We start from the raw sequence: 15,514 nt of genomic DNA, 5'->3' as shown, positions 1-15,514 counted from the left end.
CACCCGCATCAGAACGGCCGGTGACGATAACCCGAGCCCCGACGGCTCGCTAACGTCAGCCGATTAGTGTCCGTTGGAGCTGAAGGATCCGCAGGCCCTCCACGAGCGTCAGGGCCGCGAGCCACTCCACCACCGGGCGCAGATCCCCGAGATTCTCCAGCGCCTGGATCTTTTCGGCGTCGTGGTGGAGATGGCCGCCGTAGGCGACCGGCCCGAAGGTTTCACGGCAGCTGATGATCTGCTGGTTGAGCTGGAAACCGCCCTGCGTCATCCTCGTCCAGCCGTACCACAGGGCTCGGTCGGCCTGCCGAGTCGCCTCGTCCGGGGCGAGAGCGTCGACGATGCCCGAGATGATCTCGAAGTAGCAGTCTTCCGTGGGGCGACGAAGGCACGGAAGACCGTGAGCGCGGACCTCGGGTCATCGCTTCTCGTAGGAGGCCAATGGCCGGTGGCGGCCCCGAGGACCAGGGAGGTGCTGACGGGTCTGTTCTCGCAGTGCCCGGCAGGTTTCCGGCGGTTCTGACCTGCTTGACGAAGGAGGTCGAGCTTGTCTTGGTCAGGCCCGATTCGCCACCTTCGTAATCGTCGTTCCCATTCTGGTTGAGCCGTCAGCTTCGGTGTGTCCGTTTCACCTATACCGACCTGGAACCCGTCTTCGAGAATGCCCGACCGAGCTGGTGGGCGCGCTGGCCCTGGAGTACTCCCGCCCCGGCACCGCTTAGCGGGCCGGCGACTGCTAGAGCATCTCGCCCAGCAACCGCCGCACCTCGTCCCCCTCGACGACCGCCGACGCCTCCGGCCGCCCGCGGAACCGGAGCCGCGTGAGCACCCACAGTTCCGCGCGCCCGAGCTCCCCCCGGGCCTCCTCCACCAGGTTCGGAGGCAGGTCGTCCGGTTCGGCGGCCTGGTAGGCGACGAACAGATCCGGCACGGTCAATCCTCCTCCGTCCGGGGCGAACCGCTCCGCGAGATCGTCGGCCAGCCTGGCCCGCTCGCGCCCGGACAACGCATGCGCCGACAGCGCGTACTCGAGAAATTCCCCGATGACTCCATCGGGGTCGTCGGTGACACGGATGACCGGCCCGTCACGCAGGATGGCACGCATGACCGGCCAGCCTATCGACCCGCTCTGCGCAGGCCCAGCGTGGCCATCATGGAAGCGGCGGCGAGCCCGATCATGTCAAGGCGTTCGTGACGACGGTCATCCGGGCGTAGAGGACCTTCTCCGAGAGGGCACCGCCGTGGGGTGCAGGCTTGCGGACGAAGCGGAACATCGGCGCGGCTCGTCCCGGCTGAGAGCCGAGGTCATAGGCTCTGAGGGAGTTGATGAAGGCGGATGGAATGGGTCACCGGGCTGGACGTCGACATCGACGCCCACCGGACGAGCGCCCGCGCCGCCAAACTCCTCGCGCCCCGCCGCCGTGGTGCGATCCCCGTGCTCACCCACACCACCGAACTGTGCCGCCCCAAGGGCGTCGTCACGATCATCTCGCCGTGGAACTACCCGCTGAGCATGGCCGCCGGTGACGCCGTCCCAGCCCTCATGGCCGGCAACACCGTCGTCCAGAAGCCCGACACCCAGACGGCGCTCACCGCGCTGTGGGCGCTCGATCTGATGACCGAAGCCGGTCTGCCCGCCGGCGTGTGGCAGAGCTTTTGGAGATGGTTTTGATGCCGAGCTGTTCCACCAGCTTGTCGACCCTGCGGGTGGAGACCCCGAGCAGGTAGCTGGTGGCCACCACGCTGATCAGCGCCTGCTCGGCCCGCCGCCGACGCTCCAGCAGCCACTCGGGCAAGTAGGAGCCCGAGCGGAGCTTCGAAACGGCGAGTTCGACGGTGCCGGCGCGGGTGTCCCACTCGCGGGCGCGGTAGCCGTTGCGTCGGTTGGTGCGCTCGTCGCTGCGGGTGCCGTACTCGGCGCCGCACAGGGTGTCGGCCTCGGCCGGCATCAACGTCTCGGCCATGGTCTCCCGCCATGGATCGCAACAGATCCGGGCCCTGCTGGATCTGCTCCGCCAGTCACGTGGCGGGGTCCACACTGTTGTTCACAGCCATCGCTTTCTTCTCCTTCGATCTTGATGTCGCAGTCACGAAGGACCACGAAATGGCCGTCCTCATTCACGGCGCCATGCCATCTAGCTGGGGAAACTCATACACCACGTCCGTGGACGCAACCGGCGTCATCGCAGGTCAACGCTTCTATGGTGGCTCCCTCGCCGATTCGGTTCCGTGGACTGTCCGGCGCCAGAGCGCTGTATGACGGCGCACGCGTCGAGGAATGCGCCCGGCTGGAGACGATCGACGTCACCCTGACCGCCCGCACCGGGCACATACGCCTGCACGGCAAGGGCGACGAGGTCCGCACCGTCCCACTGCCGTCGGCCGCCCGCGAGCAACTGGCCGCCTGGCTGACCGAGCGCGGCCTGCAGGCCGGTCCGCTGTGGCCGGGCCAGCGCGGACCGCTCAGCGCCTCCGGCATCACCCAGGTCGTCCCGGCCATCGGCGACGACGCCGGACTCCCAGGCCTGCGCCCGCACCGGATCCGTCACACCTACGCCACCCGGCTGCGCGAGAGCGGCGCCGACCCTGCCCAGATCCAGGCCCTGCTCGGGCACTCCTCCATCGAGACCAGCGCCCGCTACTTCCGCGTCGGGGCGGCCGAGCAGGCCGCCGTCGTCGACCAGACTTCAAGCCGTAAGTGCCTGTTCCTCAATGCGGGAGTGGCCAGTTCTTGGTGAGGAACTCCTGGTGCTCGGCCATCCAACGGCGCGACTCATAGCCTCCGAAGGCGGCGTGGGCGGCGGCGGCCCGGCCCCGCCAGACGGCGGCCTCCGCGTGATCGAGGCGCAGGCTCGCCTGCTCGGCTGCCGCCCGCGCCCAGCGCACGGCCTCGCGATGAGCGCGGCGTCCCGCCTTGACCGCGTGCCGGGCGATGACCGCCACGTCGGCGCCGGGATAGGAGGACAGGGAGATCATTACAGCGTGGTGGATCTCGGCCGCACGCGAGGGCGGGATGTCACCGATGATCGTCTCCCTGGCCAGGCCGCAGGCGAAGGTCATGCGACCGGCCCGGAAGACGACCAGCCCGGCCCGGGCCGCCCGGTCCAGCGCGTCGCAGCCCGGTTCCCCCGCGATCTCGGCGACCAGCGCGGGGTCGAAGTCCCGTCCGATCAGGGCGGCGATACGCAGCACATCCCTGACCTGCGGACCCAGCGCGGCGAGCCACTGATGGACCAGCTTCGAGACCACGTCGGGCACCATGTCCGGCCGGCTCAGGACCTCGCGCAGGAAGAGAGGGTTCCCCCCGGTGCGCTCGATCAGCAGGCGCGCGGCCCGCTCGTCCACCGGCGTCCCCAGATCGGCCGCGAGCGCCCGCACCGCCTCGGTTCCCAGACCGCCGAGACGGATGCGGACCAGGTCGTACGCGGCCAGGCCGCCCAGGAGGTCGTGCACGGCGTCGCGGTGCGGAGAACAGCCGCGCAACGCGGTGACGACGGTGATGGGCGGGGGGCTGCCGGGCACGGCACGGGCGTGTACGAAGACCTCTCTGAGCGTCCTCATCGATTCCGGGTCGGCGCGGTGCAGGTCGTCCAGCACGATCACGAGGGGTTGCTCACGCGCGGCGGTGACCAGCCACCGGGCGACCTCCCGGGCTCGGCGCGGCGGCAACGGGTGCACGGCACCCGAATACGCCTGATCGTCCAAGGGGCCCTCCAACGCGGAGGGGTCGGGCGTCGGGCAGAGCCGCCGCAGTTCCTCCAGCACCTGAGTCCAGGGCTGCGACGGCCACGTCGTACCGCCGCCGTCGAAGGCACCCCACAGCACCAGACGGCCGTGCCGGGCGCAGCGGTCGCGGAAGGCCGTCAGCAGGGACGTCTTCCCGATGCCCGGCTCCCCGCTGACCACTCCGGCGGCCGGGCCGTCACTCGCCGTCAGCCTCATCAGCTCCGCCAGCTGCGTCTCTCGTCCGTGCAGCGCCTGCCGCCGCCGCGGGGAGCCCGTGGCGGAAGGGTCCAGGGCCAGGGGGACCGCGGCGGCGGGGACGTGCCCGAGCGAGTCGGCCTGCCGGAGGATGTCGGCCTCCAGCGCGCGCAACTCCGCACCGTGACGCGTCCCGTGCCGGCCGTCCACGAACCTTCGGGCACGGCGCAGCACGGCCAGCGCCTCGGCCTGCCGGCCGGTGCGATACAGGGCGAGCGTCAGCAGGCACCACAGCCGTTCCCGAAGCGGGTGCGCCTCCGTCTCCCCCTCCAGATCGAGGATGACCGCCTGCGGCCGGCCCACCTCCAGCAACGCCTGGGCACGCCGCTCCACCGCCACCGCACGCCTGTCCCACAGCCGCTGTACCTCGGCGGCAGCCCACGGCTCGTCGCAGAACTCGCCGTATGGGAAACCCCGCCAGAGTCCCACCGCCTCGTCGAGCAGGGGCAGCGCCTCATGGGGCGGGCGGCTGTCCGCGCGGTCCAGCAGCTCGCCGAAGCGCACGGCGTCCACGTCCGTCGCGGCCAGCGCGTATCCCATGGGTCGCCTCACCAGCAGCCGCGGCGGCGTTCGCGGAGCACGACCAGGCTCGACGGCGCGGCGCACGTTCGACACATACGCCTGTAGGGTCGCCCGCGCACGCGGCGGAGGCGCGCCGCCGAACACGTCGTCGATCAGTTCCCCTACCGGCACGGGCGCGCCGTACGCCGCGAGCAGCCTGGCTAGCAACGTCCGCTGGCGACGCCCGCCGAGGCCGATCGGCGTGCCGTCGCTGTCGCGGACCTCCACCGGTCCGAGAACGCGGAACCGCACCGCTCCCGCGGCGGCCAGGCCGTTGGACATGTACGTCCTCCAGGTGAGATCCGGCTATCGATCTCACCCAACAAGGACGGACTTGCTGACCACTGGGATCACACTTGGCGGCTGCTGGGAGCGGCTCCGGCGAAGCCGGGCGCCTGGTGCTGGTAGCGGACCAGGTCGGCGTAGTGACCGCCGTACGCCATCAACTCGTCGTGGGTGCCGGCCTCGACCAGCCGGCCCCGATCGAGTACGACGATCAGGTCGGCGTCCCGGATGGTCGACAGCCGGTGGGCGATGATGATCTGCGTCTGCCCGAGCCGCAGCAGGTTGCGGCGGATGCGTTCCTCCATGACCGCGTCCAGGCTGGCGGTCGGCTCGTCGAGCAGCAGGACCCGGGGGCGGCGGGCGAGCGCGCGGGCCAGCGCGACCCGCTGCCGCTGCCCGCCGGACAGGCGTCCCCCGCCCTCCCCGATGTTGGTGTCGTACCCCTGGGGAAGCCGCACGATCTCGTCGTGGATCTCGGCCAGCCGGGCGGCGTACTCGACCATCTGCCGGCTCACGGGGGCGAAGCCGGCGATGTTGTCCCTGATCGTGCCCGCGAACAGGTGCGGCTGCTGGGTGACCACCCCCACCTGCCCGCGCAGCCACCGCAGGTCGAGCTCCTCCAGCGGGATCCCGTCGAAACGCACCTGCCCCGCGGCCGGCTCCACCAGCCCGACCAGCACCCGGCCGAGGGTGGTCTTGCCGGACCCGGAGGCGCCGACGATCGCCACCCGCGCGCCGGGCGGGACGCGCAGGGAGACGTCCCGCAGCACCGGTGTGCGAGCGTCGTATCCGGTGCTGATGCCGGTCAGGGTGATGCCGCCGCGCAGCCCTCCGTCCAGCCGGACGCCTCCGGCGCGTTCCTGCTCCGCGCTGATCAGGTCGGCGATCCGGCCGATGTGCGCGGCGGCGAGTTGCAGCTGGTAGACGATGCCGAGCAGCGACGCGAGCGGCGCCGTCGCCGCGGCCGCCAGCGACACCAGGGCGAGCTGGTCACCCAGTGTCCGCCCGTCGGCGGTGGCGAACACGGCGACGAGCAGTCCCAGGTCGAGCGCCATGCCGAGGGCGTTGCTGGCTGCCTGCACTCCGGCCACGTGCCGGTTGCGCGCCGCCCCGGTGGTCAGTTCTTCGTCGTGGTGCCCGCGCCAGCGGGCGACGGCGGCCGCCTCGCCGCCGGTGGCTTTGATCGCCTCGATTCCGCCGAGGCTGTCCACCAGGGCGGACTGGGTGGCCGCGTTGCTGTGCACCGCGGCGAGGGCCAGATGGCGTCCGCTACGGGCCGTGGCCAGCACGACGACGCCTTGGGCGGCGGCGACCGCGAGCGTCAGCGACGCGAGCCCGGGGGAGGCCACGAAGAGCAGCGTCAGGTACGTCACCGCGGTGAACAGGTCGAACAGGAAGGTCAGCGACTGCTCGGTGAGAAGGTCGCGGAGCATCGCGACCCCGCTGAGCCTGCTCAGCAGATCGCCTCTCGACCGCTGCTGGAAGAAGCGGTACGGCAGGGCCAGCGTGTGGCCGACGAGCGTGCGCATGACCTCGGCCGCGACCGAGGTCTGCAGCCTGATCAGCGTCCAGGCGCGGGTCCACGCGATCAGCGCGTGCACGACGACGACGCAGCAGGCGGCCGCCGCGAGCGCCGTCACGTCGATCTGCACCGGCCGGTCCACCACGATCTTGGTGAACAGCGGTACGGCCAGGCCGAGGACCTGCGTGGCGAGCGAGGCCAGCAGCACGGCGGCCACCAGCCTGCGGTTCGCCAGCGCGGGGGCGACCAGCGGACGCAGCACTCGCCACGGCCGGGATCTGACGGCGGGCGTGAGCCCGGCGGGGGCGTCGGCGAGCAGCACCGTGCCGGAGTAGCCGGCCCTGAACTGGCGCTGCGACAGCCGCCTGCGCCCTCGGGCCGGGTCGAGGACGGCGACGCCGCGCGACGTCACCCGCTCGACCACCACGAAGTGGTTGTTCTCCCACAGGGCGATGAACGGCGCGGCCAGCTCCGCGATGGTGTCCAGCGGGGCGCGGCAGGCGCGCAGCCGCAGCCCGAAGCGGGCCCCGGCGCGGATCATCTCGCGCAGGCTCACCCCGTCGACGCCCTCGGCGAGGTGCTCGCGCACCTCCGCGAGGCCGGTGCGGCGCCCCAGCGCGCCGAGCACCATGGCCAGGCAGGCGGCGCCGCACTCGCTGCGGGTGAGTTGCATCCGCAGCGGCACCCGCCGTCTCATAGCCAGAACCATTTGATCTCGGATGCGCACCGCCGCTCGTCGAGCCATGCCTGGAACGCCGCGTCCCGGGCCGCGTCGAGCACCTCGGGCGACTCGGGGTCCGGCGGGACGACCTCGTACACCACCCCGGCCAGATGGCCGCCGTCGTACGGGACCGGCCCGGCCGCCGTTCCCGCCGGGACGTCGCGCAGGGGTTCGGGCAGACGAGGGGTGAGCGTCGCGGCGGCCTCCAGCCGTAGCCCGGCGGCTTCGCCAGGTGCCAGCAGAGTGGCCGTGACCCGGTTCGCGAACTCGGTCACCGGCCCGTCGAGCAGGGCCCGCAGCGGCTCGGGGCGCGGCCCGGTCACCCACGCCGCCCGCCGTACGGTGAACCGCTCCGGATGCCCGGCGAGGTAGCGCCGGGCCGGGTCACCGGCGAAGCGCTCGCGGACCCGGGCGATGCGCGCCTGCGTCTTGACGTGCTCCCGGAAGGCGTCCTCGGACAGGCCGCTGTCGGCGAGCCACTCCAGCGTCCGGGCGCGCGTGGTGAGCCCGCGCCGCCGGCGGAACTCGTCGGCGGCCTGCTGGGTTTCCGCGACGGTCAATGTGTCGTCCTCCACCTCGCCGAGGAGGATGCAGTGGTCCACGAGCCGTTCGTGCAGTTGCCGATCGCGTGCGCCGAGCGCCCGGATGGTGGAAAGCGCCGTGAAGATCGACAGCCCGTGCCCGTCGACGTTGACGACCTGCCCCGCCGCCCAGTGGGTGGAGTGGTCGACCAGCCACGGAACACCGTCGTCCACCTCGGCCGACAGCGCGACCGTGCCGCCCTCGGGGTGCTCGAGGAGCAGGTCGTACCCGACCCTGGTCGTTCCCGGCGGCTCGTCGACCACGAGGTCGGCGCGCAGCCACGGCCGCTCTGCGGCCCAGTCCCGCACACGCCGGTGCGCGTCGCGCACTGCGTCCCGGGCGGGCGGCAGGCGGCGCAGGAGCGCGACCGCGTCGGCGAGGTCCGTGGCGAAGGTGTTCTGGTCAATGGGCATCGGCGGGCTCCTTGACAGGGGGACGGGCGGTCGCGTCAGCGAGCCAGCCGGCGATCGCGTCGCTGATGGGCAGGCCGCTGAGCAGCTCGACGAAGGCCCACTGCCCGTTGACGTTGAGCTCCAGGAAGACGTACCGGCTGTCCGGCGTCACGATGAAGTCCAGGGCGCCGAAGGTCAGGCCGAGTTCCGCCACGAGCCGGACGCACCGGTCGGCGACGTCCCGCGGCAGATCGTAGGCGGAGTAGCCCACGTTGGGATCGTCGTAGTGCCGCCAGTCGACGGCGGTCAGCCGTGACGCCTGGGAATCGATGCGGGCCGCGAACACCCGCTCGCCCACGACGGTCACTCGCAGCTCGTACGCCTTCGGCACCTGGGGCTGTAGCATCGCGGGGCCGTACCGGAGCCGGTGCCGGCCCGACAGCCGGCGCCGCGGCACGACCGCCGTGTAGAGGTGGCCCTCCTCACCGCCCAGTTTGAACGGGCTGTAGTCGAGCATCTTGGTGACGAGACGGCCCTCGGCCCGGTTCCATGCCGGGGCGAGTTCGTCAGGGTCGTTCGTCACGACGGTGTCGGCCACGGTGAATCCGAGTTCGGTGGCGCGATGCAGGTGCAGCAGCTTGTTGTCGATCGCCCGGGCCCGCTGCGGCTGCGCCGGCATCCACCTCGCCCCCACCATGAGGTCGTACGCGCCGGCGAGCGCGTGCTTGGCCCCGTGCTCGGCGAACTCTCGCTGTGACGGCTCCCGCACGTCCGGAGCGGACGGCTTGTCGGGGCGGCGATACCAGACCGCGGTCACCGCCGACAGGTCGTGCGTCTCTCCTCGATAGGTCAGCCGCTGGCGCCAGCGACCGCTGATGAAGCTGGTGGTGAGGGTGGAGGACCCGGGATAGTCGGCCTCGTCCCACCACAGCAGCGGCACGCCGCGCTCCTTCAGCTTAGGCAGCACGGCGTGCACCGAGTCGTCGCGGGCGCTACTGATGATCAATAACACGGTCGGGATTCCTTCGCCGTCATACGTGGGGGGGGGAGCCGCCGTCCACGGACGTCGGCTCCCCGGTGTGAGGCGTGAGACCGGCCGCACCTGGTCAGGCGGTCAGCGCCAGGAGCAGGCCGCGGTCGTCACGGTCGGCTCATGCCGCCGGTCAGTTGTACTTGATGGTGTCGGTGGGCCGGCCGTAATTCGCGGTGGAGACGTAGGCCGTCCCGGGGCTCATGCTCGCCGAGATCACGGTGCCGTCGTCGAGCACGATGTCGATACCGGCGACGGCGTCCAGGTCCGCGCCCGCGAGCTCGGAGACGCCCGCAGGCAAGTCTTCGATCTTGAGAATGTCGCGCATGACAATCCCCCATCTGGTTGTGCCGGGCCGCGCTCTGCGGCCCGGCACCCATCCTGGGGGCCGGCGTTTGGGGTTCTCTTGGCCACTCTAGGCCTGGCTTGGTCCCTCTTGGTCCCTCTTCACGACCGCCCGGTCCCGCCACCAGGTCAGCCCGTTCTCGTCCGACAGCCGGGCCACCAGTGCGAGGTGCCGCCGTGCGGCGTCCGCGTCGCCCATGGCGCCGGCGAGCAGGGCCAGATACCAGTCGACCGGGCCTGTGCACATCACTCCCGACCAGGCGGAGACGCGCCCGCTGTAGGGCAGCAGCGCCGAGTAGGTCAGCCGGCAGGCGGAGACGTGACCGAGGGCCGCCTGCGCCGCCGCCTGGAGGCAGCTCGCGTTCAGCCACGACCAGTCCTCGGGCGGCGTGCGCCAGCCGTCCCGGGCGAGGTCACCCGCCTCCGCGGCCCGGCCCTGCGCGCACAGCTGAAGGATCCGGGCGGCCCTGCCCATGGAGGGGTGGAAGACGGCCGTGCGGTCGATGTACGGCCCCGCGTCCGCGATGGCATCCCGGTGGTAGTGCAGCATGACGCGCCCCATGGCGACGAGGCCGTCGGCGTGCCACATGCCGATCCGGTCCGCCTGGCGTCCGCGTCGCCGAACCGGCCGTCCAGCGTGAGCCGTACGGCTCGCCACATGGTGTGCTGGAAACGGGGCCACGGCAGCGGCAGCCGCTCCAGGACGGCGTCGCACCGGGCGGCGGCGGCATCCGCGCCGCCGACGTCGAAGGTCTCCAGCCTGACATTCGTGTACAGCAGTTGCGCGAGCAGCTCGAACCCGGGCGACTCCGCGCGCAGCGCCAGCGCGTGCAGCTCATCGGTGATGTCCCGCAGCTCGGAGACATGCAGCGGCTGGGGCAGGGCCAGGTGGCGCGCGTTGAGCATCCCCATCAGCAGGAGCGGGTCGCCCAGGCGGCGCGCCATCCGTACGGCCTCGGCGGACAGGGAGTCGCAGAGCGGGTTTCCGGTCCCGTCGTACAGTTCCTGGGCGAGGCCGCCGAGCAGCCGGGCGCGTTCGGGGCTGTCCGTGGGCGGCAGCATCCGCAGGCAGGTTTCGAACCGGTGGACGAGGCGCAGCTCCACCGCCTCGTAGGGGTCGCGAAGCGTCCATTTCGCGGGCGCGTCGAGCGCGGTCAGCGCCCGGGCGGTCAGCTCCGGCCCCGCCCCGGCCCGGTCGGCGGCGCGCACGGCCTCGGCTCTCGCCCTCCGGGCCCCGACCAGGTCTCCGGCGTCCAGAAGAGCCCGGACCTGACGGAGCAGCAGCTCGACGTGGTCGAGCGGATTTCCGGAGCAGGCGCCGTGCGCGTCGATCGCGCGGCCCAACCACTGGGCCGCCTCCTCGAAGGCCATGCGCAGGCCCGCCTGCTCGGCCGCGGCCCGGGCCCAGCGGACCGCGTCGCGGTAGGCCGCCGGCCCGGCCTCGACCGCGTGATGCGCGATCGCGGCCACGTCGCTGCCGGGGCGGGCGGCCAGCGCGGCCATCACGTCGCGGTGAAGCGCCGCCTTCCGCAGCGGCGGGATGTCCGTGAGGAGGGTCTCCTGAACCAGGTCGTGGACGAAGGCCATCCGTTTGCCCCGCTCGACGACCAGACCGGCCTGTGCCGCGCGATCCAGCAGGTCGTACACCTCCGGGCGGCCCACCTCCGCGACCACCGCGGGGTCGAAGGCCCGCCCGATCACTGCGGCGATCTTCAATGCCTCGCCGGTCTCCGGCGGCAGTACGGCGATCCGCCGACGGACCACGTCCGCCACCCCGTCGGGGAGCGTGTCCAGTTCCCGGCCCTGGGCGAGCAGCCGCACGCTCTCGCGGACGAAGAACGGGTTGCCTCCGGTGCGCTCGGTCAGCCGGCCGACCGTCGGCTCGTCGAGGTCCGTGCCCATCTCCGCCGCGATCGCCCGTACGGCGTCGGCCTCCAGGCCGGTGAGCCGGATCCGCAGCAGCTCGTATCGGGTGATGCGCCCGAGCAGTTCGTCCACCGTGAGGCCGTTCGTGCTTGTGGAGGGCGCGCCGGCGAACGCCGCGTCGCGGAAGGCCGTCACCAGGGTGACGGGCGCCGGTTCGGCCGCGCCCTCGGTGCACATGACCACGTCCCTGAGCAGTTCGAGCGACGCGGGGTCGGCCCAGTGCAGGTCGTCCAGGACGATCAGCGTCGGCCGGGCGCGGGCGGCCGACGCGAGCCATTCGGCGATGGCCTTGTTGCGCCGCAGCCGGGCGGCGTCGGTGGAACCGGCGGGCACCTCCTCGTCCAGGAGCCCGGCCAGCGCCGGCAGGTCGGGCGGGGGGCAGACGAGGGCCAGCGCGTTCAGCACCTGGAGCCACGGCCACAGCGGCGGCGCCCCCTGGGCCTCGTGGCAGCCCCCGCTGAGGATGAGGTATCCGAGATCGTCACAGTGCCGGCGCAGTGCGTCGAGCAGGAAGGTCTTCCCGATCCCCGGTTCACCGGTAACCGCGGCGATGGCCACCCCTCGGTGGTCCGCCCGGCCCAGCAGCGTCTTCAGCTCGGCCAGTTCCCGCTGCCTGCCGGTGGGGGCGGGGGCCGCCGGCCGGGACGGACCGGCCTGCCGGAGGATGTCGTGCTCCAGCGCCCGCAACTCGGGTCCCGGGTCCAGGCCGAGTTGCTCCAGTGCCTCCTTCGCCTGGGCCGCCGCGGACAGGGCGTCGGCGTGACGGCCGACGCGCGAGAGCGCGGCCGCGAGCAGACACCACAGGCTCTCCCTCAGCGGATGCCGCGCGGTCTCCGTCGTGAGCGCGTCGATCGCCGTGTGCGGACGGCCGAGATCCAGCAGCGCCCGGGCGCGCCGTTCGACCGCGATGAGGCGCAGTTCTCCCAGCCGGTTCGCCTCGCCGACCGCCCAGGGCTCGTCGGCCGTCTCCGCGTACGGCGAGCCACGCCACAGCGCGAGCGCCTTGTCGAGGCGGACCAGCACCTCCCCGGGCGGGCCCGACTCCGAAGCCCGCACCAGTTCGGCGAAGCGGATCGCGTCGACGTCCCTCGTGTCGAGGAGGTAACCGGGCGGCCTGGACAGGAGAAGCCGGGCGGGAGTGCGCGGCCCTCGCTCCGGCTCGATGACACGGCGGAGGTTGGAGATGTAGGCGTGCAGCGTGGCACGCGCCCCCGGGGGAGGCGTGTCGCCGTACAGGTCGTCGATCAGCGTCTCGGTGGGGACGACGGCCCCTCGCGCGGCCAGGAGCCGGGCCAGGACCGCGCGGGGGCGCTGCCCGCCCACGTCGACGGCGTGTCCGTCGTCGCCGCGCACCTCGATGGGGCCGAGAACCCGGAACTCCACCTCTGCTCCCACCTCTGGCCGTAGACCGTGCCGAACGACAGCCAACGAGTGTAGGGCGAACGCCGGTCAGGCCCTCGACAACCTGATCACGTTCCAGGAGACGGGCGGCAGCACGATCCGGAGCGGGTCGCTCCGGTGATCGGTGTCGGGGCGGGGCGTCACCCGTTCGGGGTCGTCGGCGCTGTCAGGGACCCCGAAGAACGCGATGGCGGCGTCAAGGTCGTCGACAACGATGAGGACGTTGTCCATCCGCTGGATTGTCATGCTGGGTCTCCTTGATCACGCGGCCGGTTCGTGGCCGCTGGTGTTCCTGGGACTAGGGCCTGTATCGAAGTCCGCTGTGGCGGCCCCGCCGCTCTAAGAGGGCGTCTGAAGAGCGAAGTTTGTGGTTGATTGCCAGTTACGCGTATCGCCAGTGGGTGGTTTAGCCGGTTATGCGTCGGGTGAGGTTGTCGATGGAGGCTAGGCGGATCATGGCTGCGGCGTGGTCTGGTCGTGTCTCGTAGTCGCGGGCCAGCCGACGGTGGAGCATGAGCCAGCGGCGTTTGGCGACGTGGAAGCCGGGCTGGTTGGAGCGCCGTGCGACAACCTCGACGTCGATGCCCAGGCGGGCACCGTGTTCGACGGCGGCGTTCTTGAAGCCGGTGTCCACCCAGGCCTTGGTGATCGTGGGATAGGTGCGGCTGGCTTGGGTGAGCAGGGTCTTGCCGATGGCGTTGTCGGACAGGAGTGATCGAGGCCACGGGCCGCGGCTGCCGTACGGTACTGGGTGAGGCGGCGGCTCAGGGTTCGCTGCTCTGCCTGGACAGGACGGACTGCTGTGAGACTCCGGCGGCCCCGTACCGTAGGAAGTTCATGGAGTCGGTGGCCACCTTTTCCCGGTCCAGGATCGAGTTGTGCACCGAGGGGTCGATGCAGCTGCCGCCCGAGGTCTCCGGTTCGATCGTCAGGTTGACGGCCCCGTCCAGGTGCACGCTGTCGGCGGCCACCTGCCCGTCATCGGTCCCGGTCGCATACGTCATGACGGTGTCGGGGGTGATGTGCGCATGGGCGTTCAGGTCCTTCAGGAAGTCGCTCTCCGTGCCGAACAGGGTGTCGCGCCACATGTCCTGGCACGCCTGCCAGGGGTGGCGGGTAGGAGACCAGCAGCATCCGGTTCCGTGGTTGGGGGTCGCCAGGGTGATGATCCGGCGGATCGTGGCGCCGTCCTCCTGGGCTTTCCTGGCCACCAGCCCTCCCATGGAGTGAGAGACCACGTCGACCTCGCCCAGCTGCTCGGAGGAGAGCCAGTCGGAGAGCCGTTTCGCGTTGTCGGCGATGTGGTCCTCGGTGGTTTCGCTGTAGTCGAAGGCATGCAGTCTTCCCGGCGGGAAGTCGCCCGCGGTGCCCTTCTCGAACCTCTCCTTCATCGACGACCAGACGCCCGGGCCCGCATGGAGCCCGTGCACGAACACCACCGGGCGGGTATCCCCTGCCCGGGTCTCGTCGGCGACGACTGAGGCCGCCCCGCTGACCGCCACACCGACACCGACCGCGGCGGCCACGGCGGCCGCCCGCATCCGAAACACCATGGGGAACCTCCATCGAGCAGCTCATCGCCGCTCGGGTAGGTGCGGCGGAGCGCAACAGGAACGGCCGGGATCACGGTCTGGGCCCCGGCCGGGCGCGCAGGGGTCCCCCCTTGGGTCGATCCCGTGCGCGTGCCATTGGCGGGCACTCCAGCGGCGCAGGCGTTTTCCTGGGCCGCCGGTGGCCGTTCAACTACCTCTTAGAGGCCCGGGTCGAAGCGGAACCGCTGGGAGAAGTCGCCGCTGCAGGTGTAGGTCCGGATGGGGGCGCTGTTGCCGGGGTCGCCGTTGGCGATGGTGAAGCACTTGTCCGAGAACGCCTTGATCTCGTACTCGTTGTTTCCGGCGGGAACGAGACGGAACCGCTGGGAGAAGTCACCGCGGCAGGTGTAGGTCCGGATGGGGACGCTGTTGCCGGGGTCGCTGTTGGCGATGGTGAAGCACTTGTCCGAGAACGTCCTGATCTCGTACTCGTTGTTTCCAACGGGGATGAGGGTGAACTGTTGAGAGGGGTCGTTACTGCGGCAGGTGTAGGTCCGGATGGGGACGCTGTTGCCGGGGTCGGTGTTAGCGACGGTGAAGCACTTGTCCGAGAACGTCCTGATCGTGTGGCTCTGTACGTCGCTCATGGCGGCCTGGGTGTGGGCGTCGAGGGCTACCGCGGCTTGGGGAGCGACCATCGCAGTGCCGGTGAGGGCGGCTGCGAGTACGGTCGCCGCCGCCAGCCGTCGTGCCGAGAGCCTGTGGGTGGGGTGGTTCATGGGTGTCCTTTCTCTTTGCTGAGGGGGACCCATCACAGTGTCGTTACTTAAAGTAGTAACACGAAAGCACTGTGTAACCTATGTGTGTGGGTGGTACGTCTGCCTTTCTTCGCTGGTCAGGAGCGCGTCGAGGAGCGCCCGGCTGGAGACTGCCGAGGTCACCCTGACCGCCCGCACCGGACAGCCGAGGCCAGCGCCCGCGCCGGGGCGGCCGAGCAGGCCGCCGTCGCCTACCAGACCTTCGAGCCGTAAGCGCTCGTCCCCGCCGGGGCGTCGGGAAGACAGTGATCAGTGACCGGCGACCTGGTGGGAGGGATGGAGAGCATTTCGGAGGTGTACGCCGCGCTGGCGACGATCGCCGCGGCGGCGCGAGCTGCCTACGCCGACGGCTCCAACCTCCGGGTCCGGTCCTCGGGCATCGTGCACGAGGTCGCCATGACGAAGTGGTTCGCCGACG

The 15,514-nt window shown here is 71.4% G+C and carries 15 protein-coding genes and 2 pseudogenes; 3 read left to right on the top strand and 14 right to left on the bottom strand.

Features of this window, described 5'->3' with window-relative positions; translation table 11 throughout:
• Positions 1–55: 55 nt before the first annotated feature.
• Entirely contained in the window at positions 56–271 is a 216-nt protein-coding gene (locus ACFOYY_RS25285; protein WP_386192667.1) for a hypothetical protein, read from the bottom strand.
• Positions 272–736: 465 nt separating this feature from the next.
• Positions 737–1,105 (bottom strand): hypothetical protein, encoded by a 369-nt coding sequence (locus tag ACFOYY_RS25280; protein WP_386192664.1) that lies wholly within the window; start codon positions 1,103–1,105, stop codon positions 737–739.
• A gap of 231 nt (positions 1,106–1,336) precedes the next feature.
• Here ACFOYY_RS25280 and ACFOYY_RS25275 point away from each other — a divergent pair, with 231 nt between their 5' ends.
• Positions 1,337–1,672: an aldehyde dehydrogenase family protein gene (locus ACFOYY_RS25275; protein ID WP_386192661.1), complete on the top strand. Its 336-nt coding sequence runs from the start codon at positions 1,337–1,339 to the stop codon at positions 1,670–1,672.
• Here ACFOYY_RS25275 and ACFOYY_RS25270 read toward each other — a convergent pair.
• Positions 1,644–2,019: pseudogene (locus ACFOYY_RS25270) on the bottom strand (transposase); the annotation flags it as partial. The gene ACFOYY_RS25275 and the pseudogene ACFOYY_RS25270 sit on opposite strands and share 29 nt — an antisense overlap.
• A gap of 185 nt (positions 2,020–2,204) precedes the next feature.
• Between ACFOYY_RS25270 and ACFOYY_RS25265 the strand changes: the two are divergent.
• Positions 2,205–2,738, top strand: a complete 534-nt coding sequence (locus ACFOYY_RS25265; protein WP_386192658.1) for a tyrosine-type recombinase/integrase — start codon at positions 2,205–2,207, stop codon at positions 2,736–2,738.
• Here ACFOYY_RS25265 and ACFOYY_RS25260 read toward each other — a convergent pair.
• From ACFOYY_RS25260 to ACFOYY_RS25210, 11 genes and pseudogenes are all read right to left on the bottom strand, one after another.
• Positions 2,710–4,824 carry a BTAD domain-containing putative transcriptional regulator gene (locus ACFOYY_RS25260; protein WP_386192654.1) on the bottom strand — a complete coding sequence of 705 codons (2,115 nt, stop codon included), beginning with the start codon at positions 4,822–4,824 and terminating at the stop codon, positions 2,710–2,712. The genes ACFOYY_RS25265 and ACFOYY_RS25260 overlap by 29 nt on opposite strands.
• A gap of 68 nt (positions 4,825–4,892) precedes the next feature.
• Positions 4,893–7,046 carry a peptidase domain-containing ABC transporter gene (locus ACFOYY_RS25255; RefSeq protein WP_386192651.1) on the bottom strand — a complete coding sequence of 718 codons (2,154 nt, stop codon included), beginning with the start codon at positions 7,044–7,046 and terminating at the stop codon, positions 4,893–4,895.
• Positions 7,043–8,065, bottom strand: coding sequence for a TIGR04500 family putative peptide maturation system protein (locus tag ACFOYY_RS25250; RefSeq protein WP_352012391.1), 1,023 nt, complete (start codon positions 8,063–8,065; stop codon positions 7,043–7,045). Before ACFOYY_RS25250 ends, ACFOYY_RS25255 begins: the two co-directional genes overlap by 4 nt.
• Positions 8,055–9,056 (bottom strand): MvdC/MvdD family ATP grasp protein, encoded by a 1,002-nt coding sequence (locus tag ACFOYY_RS25245; RefSeq protein WP_386192648.1) that lies wholly within the window; start codon positions 9,054–9,056, stop codon positions 8,055–8,057. Before ACFOYY_RS25245 ends, ACFOYY_RS25250 begins: the two co-directional genes overlap by 11 nt.
• A 151-nt stretch (positions 9,057–9,207) precedes the next feature.
• Entirely contained in the window at positions 9,208–9,402 is a 195-nt protein-coding gene (locus ACFOYY_RS25240) for a hypothetical protein (protein ID WP_352012393.1), read from the bottom strand.
• A gap of 87 nt (positions 9,403–9,489) precedes the next feature.
• Positions 9,490–9,894 carry a hypothetical protein gene (locus ACFOYY_RS25235; protein WP_386192645.1) on the bottom strand — a complete coding sequence of 135 codons (405 nt, stop codon included), beginning with the start codon at positions 9,892–9,894 and terminating at the stop codon, positions 9,490–9,492.
• Positions 9,783–12,728: a BTAD domain-containing putative transcriptional regulator gene (locus ACFOYY_RS25230; protein WP_386192642.1), complete on the bottom strand. Its 2,946-nt coding sequence runs from the start codon at positions 12,726–12,728 to the stop codon at positions 9,783–9,785. Before ACFOYY_RS25230 ends, ACFOYY_RS25235 begins: the two co-directional genes overlap by 112 nt.
• Positions 12,729–12,794: 66 nt before the next feature.
• Positions 12,795–12,992, bottom strand: a complete 198-nt coding sequence (locus tag ACFOYY_RS25225) for a hypothetical protein (RefSeq protein WP_352012395.1) — start codon at positions 12,990–12,992, stop codon at positions 12,795–12,797.
• 160 nt (positions 12,993–13,152) lie between these two features.
• Positions 13,153–13,455 (bottom strand): annotated as a pseudogene (locus ACFOYY_RS25220) (IS5/IS1182 family transposase); the annotation flags it as partial.
• A gap of 55 nt (positions 13,456–13,510) precedes the next feature.
• Positions 13,511–14,299, bottom strand: coding sequence for a lipase family alpha/beta hydrolase (locus tag ACFOYY_RS25215; protein ID WP_386192639.1), 789 nt, complete (start codon positions 14,297–14,299; stop codon positions 13,511–13,513).
• A gap of 197 nt (positions 14,300–14,496) precedes the next feature.
• On the bottom strand, positions 14,497–15,057 hold the full coding sequence (locus ACFOYY_RS25210; RefSeq protein ID WP_386192636.1) for an RICIN domain-containing protein: 561 nt from the start codon (positions 15,055–15,057) through the stop codon (positions 14,497–14,499).
• A 90-nt stretch (positions 15,058–15,147) separates the two neighbouring features.
• Here ACFOYY_RS25210 and ACFOYY_RS25205 point away from each other — a divergent pair, with 90 nt between their 5' ends.
• Complete coding sequence (locus ACFOYY_RS25205) at positions 15,148–15,309, top strand: hypothetical protein (RefSeq protein ID WP_386192633.1); 162 nt, start codon at positions 15,148–15,150, stop codon at positions 15,307–15,309.
• Positions 15,310–15,514 lie beyond the last annotated feature (205 nt).

The organism is Streptosporangium jomthongense, from assembly GCF_042650425.1.
Taxonomy (GTDB): Bacteria; Actinomycetota; Actinomycetes; order Streptosporangiales; family Streptosporangiaceae; genus Streptosporangium.
This window is presented reverse-complemented; position numbering and strand designations above follow the sequence as displayed.

Bases quoted from the DNA above. Each gene is read 5' to 3' on its own strand.
- ACFOYY_RS25235 (WP_386192645.1), bottom strand. From the start codon at position 9,894: ATGGGCAGGGCCGCCCGGATCCTTCAGCTGTGCGCGCAGGGCCGGGCC.
- ACFOYY_RS25285 (WP_386192667.1), bottom strand. From the start codon at position 271: ATGACGCAGGGCGGTTTCCAGCTCAACCAGCAGATCATCAGCTGCCGT.
- ACFOYY_RS25255 (WP_386192651.1), bottom strand. From the start codon at position 7,046: ATGAGACGGCGGGTGCCGCTGCGGATGCAACTCACCCGCAGCGAGTGC.
- ACFOYY_RS25225 (WP_352012395.1), bottom strand. From the start codon at position 12,992: ATGACAATCCAGCGGATGGACAACGTCCTCATCGTTGTCGACGACCTT.
- ACFOYY_RS25260 (WP_386192654.1), bottom strand. From the start codon at position 4,824: ATGTCCAACGGCCTGGCCGCCGCGGGAGCGGTGCGGTTCCGCGTTCTC.
- ACFOYY_RS25250 (WP_352012391.1), bottom strand. From the start codon at position 8,065: ATGCCCATTGACCAGAACACCTTCGCCACGGACCTCGCCGACGCGGTC.
- ACFOYY_RS25215 (WP_386192639.1), bottom strand. From the start codon at position 14,299: ATGGTGTTTCGGATGCGGGCGGCCGCCGTGGCCGCCGCGGTCGGTGTC.
- ACFOYY_RS25210 (WP_386192636.1), bottom strand. From the start codon at position 15,057: ATGAACCACCCCACCCACAGGCTCTCGGCACGACGGCTGGCGGCGGCG.
- ACFOYY_RS25275 (WP_386192661.1), top strand. From the start codon at position 1,337: ATGGAATGGGTCACCGGGCTGGACGTCGACATCGACGCCCACCGGACG.
- ACFOYY_RS25280 (WP_386192664.1), bottom strand. From the start codon at position 1,105: ATGCGTGCCATCCTGCGTGACGGGCCGGTCATCCGTGTCACCGACGAC.
- ACFOYY_RS25240 (WP_352012393.1), bottom strand. From the start codon at position 9,402: ATGCGCGACATTCTCAAGATCGAAGACTTGCCTGCGGGCGTCTCCGAG.